16 protein-coding genes are annotated in these 16,989 nt (G+C 39.1%); all 16 read left to right on the plus strand.

From position 1 onward, the window contains the following. The first annotated feature begins 7 nt into the window (after positions 1-7). The 16 genes from MHB58_RS04525 to ftsA all read left to right on the plus strand — a co-directional run bounded on the left by MHB58_RS04525 (position 8) and on the right by ftsA (position 16,978). Positions 8-901, plus strand: coding sequence for a ketopantoate reductase family protein (locus MHB58_RS04525; protein ID WP_340734770.1), 894 nt, complete (start codon positions 8-10; stop codon positions 899-901). Further along, positions 898-1,293: a DUF3397 domain-containing protein gene (locus MHB58_RS04530; protein ID WP_008403407.1), complete on the plus strand. Its 396-nt coding sequence runs from the start codon at positions 898-900 to the stop codon at positions 1,291-1,293. The genes MHB58_RS04525 and MHB58_RS04530 overlap by 4 nt, the downstream gene beginning before the upstream one ends. Before the next feature lie 145 nt (positions 1,294-1,438). Then, positions 1,439-3,055 carry a bacillithiol biosynthesis cysteine-adding enzyme BshC gene (bshC, locus tag MHB58_RS04535; RefSeq protein ID WP_340734771.1) on the plus strand — a complete coding sequence of 539 codons (1,617 nt, stop codon included), beginning with the start codon at positions 1,439-1,441 and terminating at the stop codon, positions 3,053-3,055. A 175-nt stretch (positions 3,056-3,230) separates the two neighbouring features. Further along, complete coding sequence (gene mraZ, locus MHB58_RS04540; RefSeq protein WP_014824545.1) at positions 3,231-3,662, plus strand: division/cell wall cluster transcriptional repressor MraZ; 432 nt, start codon at positions 3,231-3,233, stop codon at positions 3,660-3,662. Between the two features lie 118 nt (positions 3,663-3,780). Then, on the plus strand, positions 3,781-4,731 hold the full coding sequence (gene rsmH / locus MHB58_RS04545; protein WP_008403404.1) for a 16S rRNA (cytosine(1402)-N(4))-methyltransferase RsmH: 951 nt from the start codon (positions 3,781-3,783) through the stop codon (positions 4,729-4,731). Positions 4,732-4,734: 3 nt separating this feature from the next. Then, entirely contained in the window at positions 4,735-5,115 is a 381-nt protein-coding gene (gene ftsL / locus MHB58_RS04550) for a cell division protein FtsL (protein WP_008403403.1), read from the plus strand. Between the two features lie 38 nt (positions 5,116-5,153). Continuing rightward, positions 5,154-7,334, plus strand: coding sequence for a penicillin-binding protein (locus tag MHB58_RS04555; protein ID WP_340734772.1), 2,181 nt, complete (start codon positions 5,154-5,156; stop codon positions 7,332-7,334). A 59-nt stretch (positions 7,335-7,393) separates the two neighbouring features. Continuing rightward, positions 7,394-9,310 (plus strand): penicillin-binding transpeptidase domain-containing protein, encoded by a 1,917-nt coding sequence (locus tag MHB58_RS04560; protein WP_014824542.1) that lies wholly within the window; start codon positions 7,394-7,396, stop codon positions 9,308-9,310. A 141-nt stretch (positions 9,311-9,451) separates the two neighbouring features. Beyond that, on the plus strand, positions 9,452-10,426 hold the full coding sequence (gene mraY / locus MHB58_RS04565) for a phospho-N-acetylmuramoyl-pentapeptide-transferase (RefSeq protein WP_087615480.1): 975 nt from the start codon (positions 9,452-9,454) through the stop codon (positions 10,424-10,426). Continuing rightward, positions 10,423-11,775, plus strand: coding sequence for a UDP-N-acetylmuramoyl-L-alanine--D-glutamate ligase (gene murD, locus MHB58_RS04570; RefSeq protein WP_087615479.1), 1,353 nt, complete (start codon positions 10,423-10,425; stop codon positions 11,773-11,775). Before mraY ends, murD begins: the two co-directional genes overlap by 4 nt. A 42-nt stretch (positions 11,776-11,817) precedes the next feature. Beyond that, positions 11,818-12,876 (plus strand): FtsW/RodA/SpoVE family cell cycle protein, encoded by a 1,059-nt coding sequence (locus MHB58_RS04575; protein WP_087615478.1) that lies wholly within the window; start codon positions 11,818-11,820, stop codon positions 12,874-12,876. 5 nt (positions 12,877-12,881) lie between these two features. Next, positions 12,882-13,748 carry a cell division protein FtsQ/DivIB gene (locus tag MHB58_RS04580; protein ID WP_340734773.1) on the plus strand — a complete coding sequence of 289 codons (867 nt, stop codon included), beginning with the start codon at positions 12,882-12,884 and terminating at the stop codon, positions 13,746-13,748. Further along, positions 13,729-14,469 (plus strand): DUF881 domain-containing protein, encoded by a 741-nt coding sequence (locus MHB58_RS04585; protein WP_087615476.1) that lies wholly within the window; start codon positions 13,729-13,731, stop codon positions 14,467-14,469. Before MHB58_RS04580 ends, MHB58_RS04585 begins: the two co-directional genes overlap by 20 nt. Before the next feature lie 23 nt (positions 14,470-14,492). Beyond that, on the plus strand, positions 14,493-15,200 hold the full coding sequence (locus tag MHB58_RS04590) for a DUF881 domain-containing protein (protein ID WP_340734774.1): 708 nt from the start codon (positions 14,493-14,495) through the stop codon (positions 15,198-15,200). Positions 15,201-15,214: 14 nt separating this feature from the next. After that, positions 15,215-15,580, plus strand: coding sequence for a small basic family protein (locus MHB58_RS04595; RefSeq protein ID WP_087615474.1), 366 nt, complete (start codon positions 15,215-15,217; stop codon positions 15,578-15,580). 102 nt (positions 15,581-15,682) lie between these two features. Further along, positions 15,683-16,978, plus strand: coding sequence for a cell division protein FtsA (gene ftsA / locus MHB58_RS04600; RefSeq protein WP_008403392.1), 1,296 nt, complete (start codon positions 15,683-15,685; stop codon positions 16,976-16,978). Positions 16,979-16,989 lie beyond the last annotated feature (11 nt).

Raw genomic sequence — 16,989 nt, forward strand, 5'->3', positions numbered from 1 at the left:
TAATATAATGCGAATTGAAATCATTGGTGCAGGTGCAGTTGGTTTATTAGTAGCAAGTTATTTTGCTGAAAAGAATATGGATGTGTACATTGTCGGGAAACCTACAGAGGAAACTGTATTTAAGGACATTCAGATTGCTAGAACAAACTTGAATCAATCTGTTACGACCGTCAACGTTAAATATATTTCGGCGCTTTCAAATAAAGCGAATTTAATCATTGTAGCTGTAAAATATGGACAACTTCATGAAGTGTATGCAAGTATGGAGCATGTAAAGGAATCTATTCCATTATTATTTTTACAGAATGGTTTAGCCCATTATGAGGAAGCACTTGCATTAAGTAAATTGCATATTGCATTTAGCTCGATTCAATTCGGGGCACTTAAATTTTCGGAGCACCATGTCGCCCATAAAGGGGAAGGTATGATGAAAATTGCGGTGGCAAAAGGCGCGGGCAGTGAGTTCAGTTTTTTAAACGGCCTTTCATCGGCGGAGCTTCCGATTGTATTCGAACAGGATGCTGAAAAAATGCTAATGGAGAAAGCACTGTTGAATTGTTTTATCAATCCGTTAACCGCGATTCTGCAAGTGAAAAATGGACAGCTAATTACACAAAGCCATACATTGCAATTATTGAAAGATTTATACAACGAACTCATGACGGCATTTCCGCAATTTAAAGAAACATTCCATTTTAATCAGGTCATTGCACTTTGTGAAAAGACTGCGGAAAATACATCGTCTATGCTGGCTGATCGTCTTGCAAATCGCAAAACCGAGATTGATACAATAGCAGGTGCGATTTTGAAAAAAGCGGAGCAAAATGAGAAAAAATTGCCTGTTTTACAAACACTTTATTATTTAGTGAAAGCATTTGAAGAGAGCGGTGAACAAATGTGATATTATTTTTTCAATATTTGGTGGCAACAATTATTGTATGCCCGATTATTGCTTTTATCACTGTGCTGCTCATATGCCGTAAGCTTCGAATAAAAAAACATAAAGCGATTGGCTTGGCAGCGGATATTACAACATTTCTTATGTTTTTTTCGATACCGATTGCGTTACAAGGACTATGGAATATTGGTATATTAATGCCGATGCTAATTGTTGTACTCGTAATCGCGATTGTTTTTACATATGTTGATTGGCGAACGAAAAAAGAAATTGAAGTAAAGCCATTACTGAAAAAAATTTGGCGATTTTACTTTTTATTGTTCAGCATCACTTATTTTATAATTTGGATTGTTGGAATTACCCATTCAGTTATGATGTTTATGATGGTTGATTAGGTGGCTAAACTTTTCTTTTACTGTAAACTAGTATCCGGGAAAACATTAAGCTTTCAAGGCGGAAAATTAATACCCGTTAATGTGGGATAAAACAGTGATTAAGGTAATTTCAAAATTGAGTAAAGAGAAGTAGAGGAGAATTTTCATGGAGCTAGAACAAATAAATTCACCAGTAACGAATAAGCTATTAGCGGACTATTGGTCTGAGAATGCCGATATCCATTCGTTTTTTGAATATAAATATACTGAGGAAGCTTTTGGACAACGATTTGCATATTTAAAAAATCGAACATATCGTTCGGAAGAGCTTGCAAAAATTATTCGCAGTTATATGGAGCGGTATGGCATCTCGGAAAAGACGGCGCACCATTTAGATGAACTTGAGCAAGGTGCAGTAGTCGTGGTGGGTGGTCAGCAAGCTGGTTTGCTGACGGGGCCTCTCTATTCTGTCCATAAAGCAATTTCGGTTATTCTACTGGCAGAACAACAACGAAAAATATTAAATGCACCGGTCGTACCAATTTTTTGGATTGCGGGTGAAGATCACGATATAGAAGAGATCAATCATACGTATTCAATGACAAATGGTGAAGTGAAAAAACGTGGTTACAGTGAACGTTCTAAGCTGAAGAAAATGGCTTCAACTACACAATTGAATAAAGAAGCACTACAACAGTTTATATTAAATGTATTTAAAGATTTTGGAGAAACAGAACATACAGCGGACTTATTGAATAGTGTTCTGAGTCATGCGGAAAATAGTGAAACTTTTACGGATTTCTTTACGTTGCTGATGAATGATTTATTTAAAAAGCATGGCTTATTAATGCTGGATGCTACATATGAGCCGTTCAGGAAGTATGAAAAAAACTATTTTGTCCAATTGATCGAAAAGAACGAATCGATTGCAACGGGTGTTGTAGCGCAGGAAAGAAAGCTTGGCGAGAAAGGCTATGCAATGCCGATTGATGCTTCAGAGCAAAATGCCAATTTATTTTACATTAAAGAAGGTGAGCGTTTTCTGTTGGAGCGCAGTGGCGGCCATTTTAAAAATGTGACAGCCCATGCCAATTTTTCGAAAGAGGAATTAGTAGCTATTGCGAATGAGTCTCCTGAATGTTTAAGCAATAATGTCGTTACCCGCCCATTAATGCAGGAAATGGCGCTTCCGGTACTGGCGTTTGTTGGTGGTCCTGGTGAACTGGCTTATTGGGCTACATTAAAACCTGCGTTTGATGAGCTGCAGCTGCAGATGCCGATATTTGCGCCAAGACTCAGCATAACGCTTGTTACACGTCAAGTTGATGCATTATTAGAACAAAAAGAGCTGACTGTAACGGATGTGCTAACAGGCAAAGTCGATGAACATTTAGCTCAATTTGTGGAAAGTGTAAAAGATGAGCAAGTTACGCGCGCAATTGAGCAGATGCAAAAACAGATGGAAGAGCAGTATGAGCAACTGACGAGTTATCTGCAGCATGGCAACTATCATGTAGAAGATCTATTGGAGAAGAATAAAAATTACCATGAACGTCAATTCCAATATTTACGTTCGAAACTGGAGCAGCAAAATATAGAAAAGTATGAAGTCGCAATTCGCCAATATAAAACAATTCAGTCACTATTATATCCGAATGATAGCTACCAAGAGCGCTTGTACAATCCATATATGTTCCTAAATACCTATGGGGAAAAGCTGATTGATGATTTATTGGAGTTACCTATGAATATTTCTGTGAAACACCAACTTATTACCTTATAAGAAACAAGAGTTATCTCATATGCAGATAACTCTTTTTTGTGTCTTTTAGCACCGAACGTATGTGTGAGAATATGCTCATTTACGTAATTTCGTTTTATTGTTATGAGAAGCAAGGAATTTGGTGGTAGAAAGTGGGGGGATGTGGTACATTATTTATTAAAGTGGGGTGAGTAGCATGTTCATGGGAGAATATCAACATTCTATTGATGCGAAAGGCCGTATGATTGTTCCTGCAAAGTTTCGAGAATCACTAGGAGAACACTTTGTAATAACACGCGGGCTAGATCAATGCATTTTTGGATATCCTATGGATGAATGGCGAAAACTCGAAGATAAATTAAAGGATTTACCGATGACCAAAAAAGATGCACGTGCATTTGCGCGGTTTTTCTTTTCGGGGGCAACAGAAGTAGAAGTGGACAAGCAAGGCCGAATTAATATTCCATCTACACTGATTGGATACGCTAATCTTGAAAAGGAATGCGTAATCTTAGGTGTATCGAGTAAAATAGAAATTTGGGCGAAAGAATCTTGGCAGCAATACTTCGAGCAATCGGCTGAATCATTTGATGAAATCGCAGAAAATCTGATTGGCTTTGATTTTTAGATTTAAAAGATGAAGAAATTAGAATTTTGGTCACTATTACATGTCCGACATGAACTTTTAATCCGGGTGTAATAGTACCGACACGTAATTGAATTAATATTAAGAGGTGCTTCAAACTATGTTCGATCATACAACCGTATTATTGAAAGAAACTGTTGATGGGTTGAACATCAATCCGGATGGTATTTATGTAGACTGCACATTAGGTGGTGCAGGACATAGTGAGTACCTTGTACAACAATTGTCAGAAAAAGGCCGTTTAATTTGTTTTGATCAAGATACAACGGCTATTGAAAATGCAAAAGTACGATTAGCCGATTATTTGGATCGCGTTATATTCGTACACTCAAATTTCCGCTATTTAAAAGAAGAGTTACACAAACTGAACATTCATCAAATAGATGGGATTTTATATGATTTAGGTGTCTCGTCACCACAACTTGATACACCTGAACGCGGATTTAGTTACCACCATGATGCTCCGCTCGATATGCGAATGGATCAGACTGCAGAACTGAGCGCATATCATGTTGTGAATGAATGGTCATACGAAAATCTAGTACGTATTTTCTTCCGCTACGGCGAAGAAAAATTTTCGAAACAAGTTGCGCGCAAAATTGAACAAGCCCGTGAAATTGCTCCTGTTGAAACGACAGGTCAATTAGTGGAGCTTATAAAAGATGGTATTCCAGCCCCAGCACGTCGCAAAGGTGGACATCCTGCAAAACGAATTTTCCAGGCTATTCGAATTGCTGTAAATGATGAATTAGGCGCAGCGGAAGATTCTTTAGTAGATGCAATCGATTTATTGAAAATTGGTGGTCGTATAAGTGTGATTACATTCCACTCATTGGAAGACCGCTTAACAAAAACACTATTTAAAGAGGCTTCATCACTGCCGGATTTACCTCCCGGATTACCGGTTATTCCAGAGCATATGAAACCAATACTTAAATTAGTGTCAAGAAAACCGATTTTACCGTCAGACGAGGAGTTAGCTGCGAATAATCGTTCACGTTCAGCAAAATTGCGCATCGCTGAAAAAATTAACGATAAAGGACGTGGGTAAAAAATGGCAGTAAGAGCAAGACAAACTTATATACAACAGCAGCCAGAACTACCTCAACATCAGCAGCAGGAACAAAGACTGCCGGTGCAGCCGAAAAAACGAAAAGCAAAGTATTTTTCGGCTCAGGAAAAGTTTTTGTTCCTAGTATTTGCAATCGTAGTAGCATCTTTCGCTATTTCCATATTACATACTCAAGGAGAAATCCAAACACTCAGTATGGAAATCCAAAAAATCGAACGCGACATAACTGAAGTCAATAACAATAATACAGATTTAAAAGTACAAGTAAGTGAACGCTCCACTCACCAACGTATTTGGGAAAAAGCGAAAGAACTCGGATTAACACTAAATGAGAAAAATGTGAAAGTAGTGCCGGGAGAATGAAAAAGAGAAGATTTCGTTACCAGATAGGAGCCTTTCTAATGTTTATATTCTTTGGAGGGCTCTTTTTACTATTATATTGGCGTTTTGCGTCAATTCAGGCGACAGGAATGGTAAAAGGGCATGAATTAGAAGAAGAAGCATTATCAAGGTACGAAACTGGTTATGTGTTATCGGCAGACCGTGGGAAGATTCTGGACCGCAATGAAAATGTAATTGCCGAAGATACATTGAGTTACCGTCTTGTAGCGGTAATTAAAGAATCGGCAACAGAAAACAAAAAAAATCCAAGGCATGTCGTCGATAAAGCGGAAACAGCAAAATTATTGGCGCAATATATTCCGATGGATGAAGAGAAAATTTATGAACGGCTAAACCCTTCCAAAGATTTATATCAAGTCGAGTTTGGACTGGCAGGGCGCGGCATCAGTCATGAAGTGAAAAAGAAAATTGAAGAGCTGAAACTGCCTGGGATTCTATTATATAGCGATAAAAAACGCTATTATCCTAATGGTGCATTTGCCTCCCATCTTATTGGCTTTGCGTTGCGTGAAACTGATGATGAAGGAAATTCATCGGTTGTCGGGAAAATGGGGCTTGAATATATTTATGACAAGCAATTAACAGGGACCGACGGGAAGTTAACATATCAGCGTGATGCCCGTAACTATTTATTGCCAAGCAGCGATAAAGTAATACAGGAAGCACAGGATGGAAACGATATTTATTTAACAATCGATAAAACAATCCAAAATTTCCTGGAAGAAGCAATGACACGTGTCAATGACGAGTATAAGCCACAGTCTATGGTTGCTGTCGTTGCGAATCCGAAAACTGGAGAAATATTGGCGATGTCACAACGGCCAACATTCAATCCGGATACACGTACAGGTTTAGATGGGAACTGGCTAAATGATGTCGTGGAAAATACGATTGAACCAGGTTCTACATTCAAAACATTTACAGTAGCAGCCGCAATCGACTCCAATAACTGGCATCCGAATGCGACTTATCAATCTGGACAGTATAAAGTTTATAACGATACAATACGAGACCATAATCGATACGGCTGGGGGAGAATTACCTATTTGCAAGGCATACAGCGTTCTTCAAATACGGCGATGACGAACTTGCTTGATATTATGGGATGGGAAACGTATGAAAGTTATTTAAAGGAATTTGGATTCGGCCAAAAAACAGGCATTGATTTACCGAATGAAGCGAGTGGCATTATTAACTCGCGCTATCCTTTAGAAAAGTATACGACAACATTCGGTCAAGGTTCGACTGTTACACCGATACAGTTAATTCAAGGAGTAACGGCAGTTGCAAATGACGGAAAAATGATGCAGCCATATGTAATTGATAAAATTGTTAATCCGAACACTGGTGAGGTTTTAGTAGATTCAGTACCTACTATAAAAGGTGAACCGATTTCGGCAGAGACAGCACAGAAAACACGTGAAGTTCTGGCTTCTACTATTTACGGGGAAGCAGGGAATGCGAAACGTTTCGAAATTGAAGGCTATAAAGTAGCAGGGAAAACAGGGACTGCCCAAATGCCGAAAGCAAACGGTATCGGTTATGACTGGGGTAAAAATGAATTCCTTTATTCGTTTTTAGGAATGGCTCCTGCAGAAGATCCGCAGCTGGCTGTATTTATTTCCGTTGCAAAGCCAAAACTAGGTGCAACCGAAATAGGTTCTGACCCAGTTTCGCAAGTGTTCAATTCTGTTGTTCTAAACAGTTTGAAGTATATGAATATCAATCCGTCAGACGTAGCGGAAGTCGAAACGACAAAGATTGACGATTATGTAGGTGAGCAGACAGATACAGTCATTACTCAACTGGAGGCAGAAGGACTGATACCGGTAATAATTGGTCAAGACGGAGAAATTACAGAACAGTTCCCTGCAGTGGATTCATCATTAACAAGTGGAAGTATCGTGTTCTTAAAGACCGATGGAGAAATTACATTACCATCGTTTAATAATTGGTCATTACGTAATTTACTTGCCTATAAGTCACTATCTAAACTGCCGATTGAAATTGTTGGGGAAGGCTATGTTGAAAGCCAAAGTGTATCTCAAGGGACGCCGATAACGGATGATTCACCAATCGTTGTCAAGTTGAAAACCCCTGAGGAAATGCATTTGACTCCGCCGGCAGAGGATATGGAGCTGGAAGACGAAGAATTTAGTGAAGAACCGCCACAAGATTAGAGAGATTTGAATACAAACTTCATCTTTAACATACGTTGTTTTAGGTGAGGTGTCATATTATGAAATGGGTAACTACAAAATCTAAAAAACGTTTAACATGGATCGCCATCGCACTTGTACTATACGGCGTGGCGATTTTTGTTAAACTAGTATCCGTTCAAATTATTCAGTATGATGAGCTTTCAACGAAGGCAAAAGAAAATTGGGACAGGGAAATTCCGTTCCATACACAGCGAGGCGAAATTACTGACCGTAACAACGAAGTAATCGTAACGAATAAACTTGCCCCGACTTTGTACTTCATGCCTTCACAAAACGAAGATAAAGAACAAGCAGCAGATGCCATTGCAAACGTAATCAATAAAGATCGAGCCAAAATATTGGAAAGACTGCAGCAACGGGTATCCCTAGTGAAAATTGCGCCAGAAGCGAAGAACATTACTTATGAGCAAGCGGAAAAAATTCAGCAGCTTCAAATTCCGGGCTTATACAGTGGTGTCGATTATGTAAGGTCTTATCCACACGGTAATTTGCTCGCACGCTTTTTAGGGTTTACAGGTGCCGATAACCAGGGTTTGGCAGGAATTGAGTACGAGTATGATGAACTATTAAAAAGCTCGGATGCGGCCATTCGGTTATTTACTGATGCGAAGGGGAACGCATTGGAGCATGTAGATGATGAATGGAAAGACGGAAAAGATGGAGCGACAATTCAGCTGACAATTGATTTAAAGCTTCAGAAAATTGTCGAGCGAGAATTATCGCAGGCGATGCTGGAGTATGATGCAGATCAGGCATTGGCTATTGCCATGAATCCAAACAGTGGTGAAATACTGGCACTTGCATCATTTCCGACATATGATCCGACGAAATTTTCGGAAGTGGAGCCAAGTATATATAACCGCAACCTTCCTGTATTTATGTCCTATGAGCCAGGTTCCACATTCAAAATTATTACCCTCAGTGCTGCTATTGAAGAAGGTGTAGTCAACATGGAGGAAGAACACTTTCATGATCAAGGCTATACAATGGTCGAGGGAGCACGATTACGCTGTTGGAAACGGTCAGGCCATAAAGACCAGACATTTTACGAAGTTGTACAAAATTCCTGTAACCCAGGATTTGTAGAGCTAGGGCAACGAGTAGGTTCAACAAAGTTACTTGAGTATATTCATAAATTCGGGTTCGGGAAAAAAACAGGCTCAAACATTGCCGGAGAATCATCAGGCATTTTATTTTCGAAAGAAGCATTTGGCCCGGTAGAGCATGCTACGACCTCTTTTGGTCAAGGTGTGTCCGTTACGCCGATTCAGCAGATGCAGGCGGTGTCAGCAGCAATTAATGGCGGTACATTATATACACCATATACGGTCTCGAAAATACTGGATTCCAAAACAAATGAAGTCATTATGGAGCAAGATCCGGAGGCGAAAGCCCAGGTCATCAGTGAAGAGACTTCGGAAAAAGTACGTCATGCATTGGAGCTTGTAGTTGCGAAAGGTTCTGGTCGCCAGGCATTTCGTGACGGCTTACGCATCGGAGGCAAAACAGGGACAGCTCAAAAGGTTGAAAACGGTCGCTATAAAGACGGAGACTACATTGTATCGTTTATCGGTTTTGCACCCGCCAATGACCCGGAAATTATTGTCTATGTTGCGATTGACAATCCAAAAAGTTCATTGCAATTCGGAAGTGTTATCGCTGCACCGATTGTAGGCCGCATTATTGAAGATGCAGCACCACTGTACAATATCGAAAAGCAAAAAGATCAAATAGAACGGAATTACGTTTGGGGCGATGAATTGACGGAGCGTACACCAAACTTTATTGGAATGACCAAAGAAGAAGTAATTCCACACTTATATCCTTATAAAATCGAATGGCACGGAGAAGGTGATAAAGTGATTCAGCAAGTCCCGTCAGCTGATAGCCTCATTCACCAAAGTGGTAGTGTTCATTTATATTTAGGAAATTAATTTGAATTTCCATCTTTCAAAATGCAACTAAAACAACTATTATAGTGAAGGACGTTTTTTCACAATAATAACTAGTGGTCGTAACCGTTGAAAATCAAACGTTCCACCATATTCAGACATAAGTTTTAAAGGAGATATATTATGACATTATCAACAACATTGACCATACTCTTTTCATCATTTTTAGTAACGGTCATTTTAGCACCAGTAGGAATCCCTCTTTTACGCCGATTGAAATTCGGGCAAAGCATACGTGAAGAAGGCCCTCAATCACATATGAAAAAAGCAGGAACACCTACAATGGGTGGATTAATTTTCTTGTTAGCCATTATTATTTCGACAATTGTAGTCGCAATGATTTTCGACTTGTTTACAACACAAACGATAGTACTATTACTTGTTTTAGTTGGATTTGGCGTAATTGGGTTTTTAGATGATGGGCTGAAAGTAATTTTTAAACGTAATTTAGGATTGACTTCCCTTCAAAAATTAATAGGTCAAATCGCAATTGCAATTGCAGCGTTTTTACTATTACGTTTAGGTTCATTTGATACATCTGTAGGAATTCCGTATACCGATGTATCGATTGATTTAGGAATCCTATATGTTGGGTTTTTAATTTTCTGGCTAGTAGGTTTTTCAAATGCTGTCAATTTAACAGATGGCTTGGATGGACTCGTATCAGGAACGGCTTCAATCGCATTTGCTGCATTCGGTGTTATTGCATTATTTAACGAACAAGCCGATATCGCCTTATTTGCATTTGCTGTAACTGGTGCATTACTAGGATTTTTGATCTTCAATGCAAACCCGGCAAAAGTGTTTATGGGAGATACAGGTTCCCTTGCGCTTGGCGGTGCATTGGCAATGATTTCGGTATTGGTAAAACAAGAATTGCTGTTACTGTTAATCGGTCTCGTATTTGTTATTGAAACATTATCCGTTATTTTACAAGTAGGAAGCTATAAACTGCGTAAAAAGCGTATATTCAAAATGAGTCCGATTCACCACCATTTTGAATTATCGGGCTGGTCAGAATGGAAAGTCGTACTTGTATTTTGGTCAACTGGATGTATCGTAGCACTTATAGCAGTATTAGCGGAGGCGTTATTATGATGGAATATGAAAGATTACAAGCTAAAAAAGTACTCGTTTTAGGATTGGCGAAAAGTGGTGTAGCGGCTGCCGAGCTTTTGCATCGGTTGGGTGCATTTGTAACAGTCAATGATGCAAAACCATTTGATGCAAATTCTGAAGCACAGGAGCTTTTATCGAAAGGAATTACCGTAATTTGTGGACGACATCCAGAAGATTTGCTTGACGAAGGTTTTGAGCTTGTCGTAAAAAACCCTGGGATACCATACACAAATCCGATCGTTGCCGATGCGATTGCAAAAGGTCTGCCTGTTATTACAGAAATAGAACTTGCCTATTTAGTAAGTGAAGCGCCATTTATCGGTATTACCGGTTCGAATGGTAAAACAACAACGACAACTTTACTTTTCGAAATGCTTAAAGTCGGCCGTTTAAAACCATTAATCGCCGGGAATATTGGAACCGTTGCTTGTGGTGTTGCAGCAGAAGCAAAAGCAGATGAAGTCATCGTTACGGAATTATCATCGTTTCAGTTAATGGGGACACGTGAATTCAGACCCCATATTGCAATTTTGACAAATCTGTATGAAGCCCATTTAGATTACCATGGAACGTTTGAAGAATATGCGGAGGCTAAATTTGGTGTCACACGCAACCAAACAGCTGACGATTATTTTATCTATAATGCCGATCAGGAAGTTGTCGCAAAATATGCTCAAAAATCAAATGCAAAACTCATTCCATTTACGACAAAAGGTCATGCAAACCAGGGAGTCAGTGCAGATAAAGAAAACATTTATTGGCAAGGCGATGCAATCTTAAAACGTGATAATATTGTATTGCCTGGAGAGCATAATTTAGAAAATATTTTATGTGCTGTGGCAGCGGCGCTACTGCAGCAATGTCCCGTTGAAGCGATTGAAGAAGTTTTAGGAACATTTGCAGGGGTACGTCACCGTACGCAGTTTGTCCGTGAATGGCAAGGACGTAAAATTTACAATGATTCAAAAGCAACTAATGTACTGGCGACGAAAAGTGCCTTGGCTGCATTTGAACAACCGATAGTATTATTGGCCGGCGGATTGGATCGCGGGCATTCGTTTGAAGAGCTTCGTAAAGAAATGACACGTGTAAAAGCAGTTGTCGCGTTTGGCGAGACTGCACTTCGCTTTATCGAATTTGCAAAATCATGTGGCATTACGAATATTGTGCGTGCAATTGATGTTGAAGATGCAGTCGGTTACGGAGCAAAAATGTCGGAAGAAGGTGACATTATTTTACTGTCACCGGCATGTGCAAGCTGGGATCAACATGCGAGCTTTGAAATTCGAGGCGACTTATTTATTGATCGTGTCATGAAACTTTCATAAGAAAGGATAGTTACACTGTCGCAAAAAAATCAACAGTATTTCATGATCAGTGCGATTGTATTGTCGCTTATTGGCATTCTCTTTATTTTTTCTGCAGGTACATATTGGGGGAATGTTCACTATGATGGACAAACCCCGTTTTACCTGAAGCAGGCAATCTATTTCATCGTTGCACTTATCATTTGTGCAGCAATTATGAACTGGGAGTTTTTACAGCAACCGAAAGTGTGGAAAATTTTTTATATCCTCTCACTTGGTTTACTTGTTGCTGTACTTATTCCGGGTATCGGGATTGTCCGAAACGGTTCGCAAAGTTGGATCGGAATCGGTCCTTTAACGATACAGCCGGCTGAAATTGCGAAAGTTACGACAATTATTTATATTAGTGCATTATTAACAGAGCGGAAATCGTATGAGCGCATTGTTCAAGTGAAGCATTTTCTCATATTGATTCTTCCCGCAGCCTTAATTATGCTTCAGCCTGATTTCGGTGCAGTCTTTATTTTAGTTGTAGTTGTTTTAATTATATTATTTATTGCACAATATCCGTTGCGTTTATATGTAGTCCTTATCACGTTAGGAATAGGCGGTCTTGCAGGGTTAATTATTGCGGCTCCATATCGTCTTAAACGAATCGAAGCATTTATCAATCCTTGGGCAGACCCGCTAGGAAGTGGCTTCCAGGCAGTACAATCTTTATTTGCGATAGGTCCGGCAGGCTTGTTTGGACATGGATTATTAAAAAGTAGACAAAAGTATTTATACTTACCGGAACCGCAGAACGATTTTATCTTTGCAATTATTTTAGAAGAAATCGGACTTGTCGGTGGAATGGGACTGCTGCTTATTTTTGCGTGCTTTTTAATTCTTGGCTATCGTTTGGCATTACAATGTAAGCATGTATTTCATTTTTATGCGATATGTGGACTTACAACGATGATTGCAGTACAGGCAGCACTGAATATAGGGGTAGTTATTAATTTATTGCCAGTAACCGGTGTAACACTGCCATTTATAAGCTATGGCGGAACATCGCTGGTAGTTGTCTGGGTAACGGTAGCCCTTATTTTAAATTTCTCTTATGAAAGAAGGAAGGAGTAGGGATAATGGAAAAAGTAATCGATATTACAGAACGAGTACCCGCTATGAAAAAACGCAGAAGACGCCGTACAAATTTTAAATTTTTAGCACTAGTGACGATTTTTCTTTTTATCATTATCATCCTTCTTTATTTTCAATTACCTTATAGTGATATAAAGAAAATTGATATTAAAGGGGCAGCCCTTAAGGAAGATACGTATTATATCGATCAGTCAAATCTAAAAATCAATGATTCGTTATGGGGCTTTAAAATTTCGGAAGTGGAGCAGGCAATTGCACAGCATGAATGGGTAAAATCCGTTACTGTCGAAAGGAAATTCCTGAATGAAGTTCAAATTACAGTAGAAGAATGGCAAAAAGTGGCATATATTTCACAAGACGGGGAATTTTACCCTATGCTCGATAATGGCATTGTATTTGAAGAATCCAATGAAATTGTCCCGATCGATGCACCGATTTTTCGGGACTTTGAAAATGAGGCACTTCGTAAAAAGCTTTTAAAGGAACTTGCGAATCTAAAGCCGGAAGTGCTGTCGCTCATTTCACAAATTAATGCAAATCCTACAGAAGCGGACCCGTATTCAATTACGCTTTTCATGAATGATGGCTATGAAGTACGCGCTGATGCGAATACTTTAGCAGAAAAATTAAATTACTATCCATCAATTATCGCCCAAATTGAAAGTGAGGACGTTTCTGAAAAAGGGATTGTAGATATTGAAGTTGGTTCATATTACCGACCTTTTTCAGATGAATATACACTCATAAAAGAAGACACTGAAAAAACTGAAGAGCCTGCAGAAGAAACAGAAAATGCGGATACTGATGAAGGGAGGCAACTGGAAGAACAAAATGAAGAAGAGCCAGAATGATAACAGCAGGCAGCCGAAGAAAAAATCAACCTTAATTTCGAAAAAGTATGGCGCTATACTAATTGTATGCGTAATCACAGGATTTATTATCGGCTTTTCGTATAATTTATCAAAGGACAAGCGTACATTAAGTTCTGCCTCTCCCCAGTTTGAGCAGGAAAATCAGTACATGGAAGATTTGACTGGAAAACAGGAAAGAAACAAAGAGCTTGCAGATGAGTTGGCCCAATTAGAGGAGAAAATTCGGATGTATGAAAAGCAGTATTCTTCGAACGAAACGCAATATGAACAGAACCGTCAAGATGCTGAACAATTGCGGCTGTTATTAGGACTAACAGATGGAATTGGACAAGGGATCACAATAACACTGCAAGATGGTGATTATAATCCGAAGACAACCAACCCAAATGAGTATATTGTGCACGAAAGTCACATATTTAAAGTATTAAATGAATTAAAAATTGCAGGTGCCGAGGCAATTTCGATTAACGGGCAACGTTTGAAACCAAACTCCTACATTGTCTGTAACGGTCCTGTCATTACAATTGATGGACAACAGTACCCTGCACCATTTGTAATCGAGGCGATAGGTAATCAGGATGTACTTATTTCTTCTTTAGAATTAACAGGGGGAGTATTTGACCAATTATTAAATGAACAAATTGTCGTTACATTGGAAACAAACGATTTAATTGAAATGAAAACAGTCAGCGATGAATAAGGCATAAGATCGGAGGGAAGATGATGACGAAAAAAATGTACCGTAATATTACAATTATCTCGTTCATCATCGGCTTTATGCTCGCAGTGCAGTACAACACTGTTCAAAATCCGACCGAACGAACGACAGTCGATATTTGGGAAATTCGTCAGCAATTATCTGTGGAACAGGAGCGGCATTCCGAACTGCTTACCGCAATAAGTGAATTATCCGAAACAGTAAATAAATATGAGGATGCAGAGTTTGATAATCCGGAAGTACTATTGCAGCAAACAGTTGATCAACTAAAAGAACGTGCAGGAATCTTGCCGGTTGAAGGGCCGGGGTTAACATTAACAGTTGGCGCTTCGCCCGAATTAATGGAGTTAGGCTATGAAATAAAGCCTGTATCCCCCGAACTGTTAATTCGGCTGATAAATGATTTAAATCGCTATAATGCCCGGGCGATTGAAGTGGATGACAAACGTTTAAGCTACAATTCGGCCATTCGCGATATTAATGGAAAAACGACGATCAATAGTGAACCGATTCAAAATACTGATATCGAAATAAATATTATTACGTTTACGTATGAGCAAGCCGAAAAAATGAAAAACCATTTGCTTGCATCTTCATTCCAGGATGAGTTTTATATTGATAATCTAGTATTGACGATTCATGAAGCAGAGCAGAATATACAAATTGATTCAGTTGCATCTGTACCAAGAATTAAGTATTTATCAGAAAAGTAGAAGGGGATGCGAATATGTGGTTACCACTTTTAGGTCTAATATTAGGTGTGGTATTAGGAATTTTAACAGATATTCAAATTCCATCTGTTTATGAAAACTATTTATCCATTGCTGTGCTGGCGGCTCTCGATACAATGGTCGGCGGTATCCGTGCGTTATTGCAACAAGTTTACGATGACAAAGTATTTATTTCCGGATTTTTCTTTAATATAATTTTAGCAGCGGGACTGGCTTTTCTCGGTGTCCATATAGGGGTCGATCTGTATTTAGCCGCTATTTTTGCATTCGGAGTTCGACTGTTTCAAAATATCGCAGTCATTCGTCGGCTATTATTGACAAAATATGAGAACAGTAGATTGAAAAAGGAGGAAAACTCTTAACAATCACGTTAAAATATCATTACAATTTATCGTTTTACTTAGACAATCAACGAAATTTACAATAGAATGAACTATAGGAGTAATCGAAGGAGGTGCAGAAAGTTGAATCATCAAGAAATTTATGTTTCTCTCGATATTGGATCATCTTCAATAAAGGTCCTGATCGGAGAAATGAACGGTGATCAATTGCACGTAATTGGTGTAGGTCATGTGAAATCAACAGGGATAAGAAAAGGTGCAATAGTTGATATAGATGCAACTGTACAGTCCATAAAAAAAGCTGTAGATCAAGCAGAGCGAATGACTGGTATTAATATAGAAGAAGTGGTGCTTGGAGTTCCTGCAAACCAGACAGTTTTACAACCTGTCAAAGGGGTTGTAGCGGTAAACGGTGAAGACCGGGAAATCACGGACGATGATTTAGCTAGAGTAATAGACTCTGCACAGGTAATGTCGATTCCACCAGAGCGAGAGTTAGTAAATTTAATACCTAAACAATTTATCGTGGACAACCTAGATGAGATTAAAGACCCGCGTGGTATGATTGGCATTCGTTTAGAGATGGATGCGACAATGATTACGACATCCAAGACGCTTGTACATAATGTTTTAAGATGTGTAGAACGTGCAGGCTTGCAAATTCGTGAGATTTATCTACAACCATTAGCAGCAGGTAATTTTGCGCTAACGGAAGATGAAAAAAATCAAGGAACTGCTTATATCGATTTAGGCGGCGGCTCGACAACTGTTGCGGTATTCAAAGATGGACTGCTGACAAATACAGCTGTGATTCCGGTAGGCGGAGATCATATTACGAAAGATTTATCGATCGTATTAAAAACACCGACTGAACAAGCCGAAAAAATCAAAAAGCAGTATGGACATGCCTTTTACGATGATGCTTCCGATGAACAAACATTTGACGTTCCTGTTGTTGGTACTGATACAACAGATCAATACAGTCAGCGCTTCATATCAGAAATTATCGGAGTACGTTTAGAAGAGTTATTTGAATTAGTATTGGATGAACTAGCACGTATGGGGGTACAGGATTTACCAGGTGGTGTCGTCATTTCTGGCGGGGTAGCACAGCTGGAAGGAATTGCCCAGCTGGCGCGACAAGTAATGTTAACGCGTGTTCGCATTTATACACCGGATTATATCGGTGTACGTGAACCGGCCTTTACAACGTCGGTAGGTTTAATTCGCTATGCAAATGCAGAAGACGAATTTTATGGAAGAAGTGAGCCGGTACCAGCTTCTTCATATGCAGCACCTTATCCTACTCAACCAACTCCTTCTAAAAAACAATCAAATGTGCCGGAGAGAGTAGAAAGCGCAAATAAAGTAAGTGTGATTGATCGCGCGAAAAACTTATTAAACAAATTTTTCGATTAAGAAAATGAATG

It is taken from the genome of Solibacillus sp. FSL K6-1554 (assembly GCF_038005185.1).
Lineage (GTDB): Bacteria > Bacillota > Bacilli > Bacillales_A > Planococcaceae > Solibacillus > Solibacillus silvestris.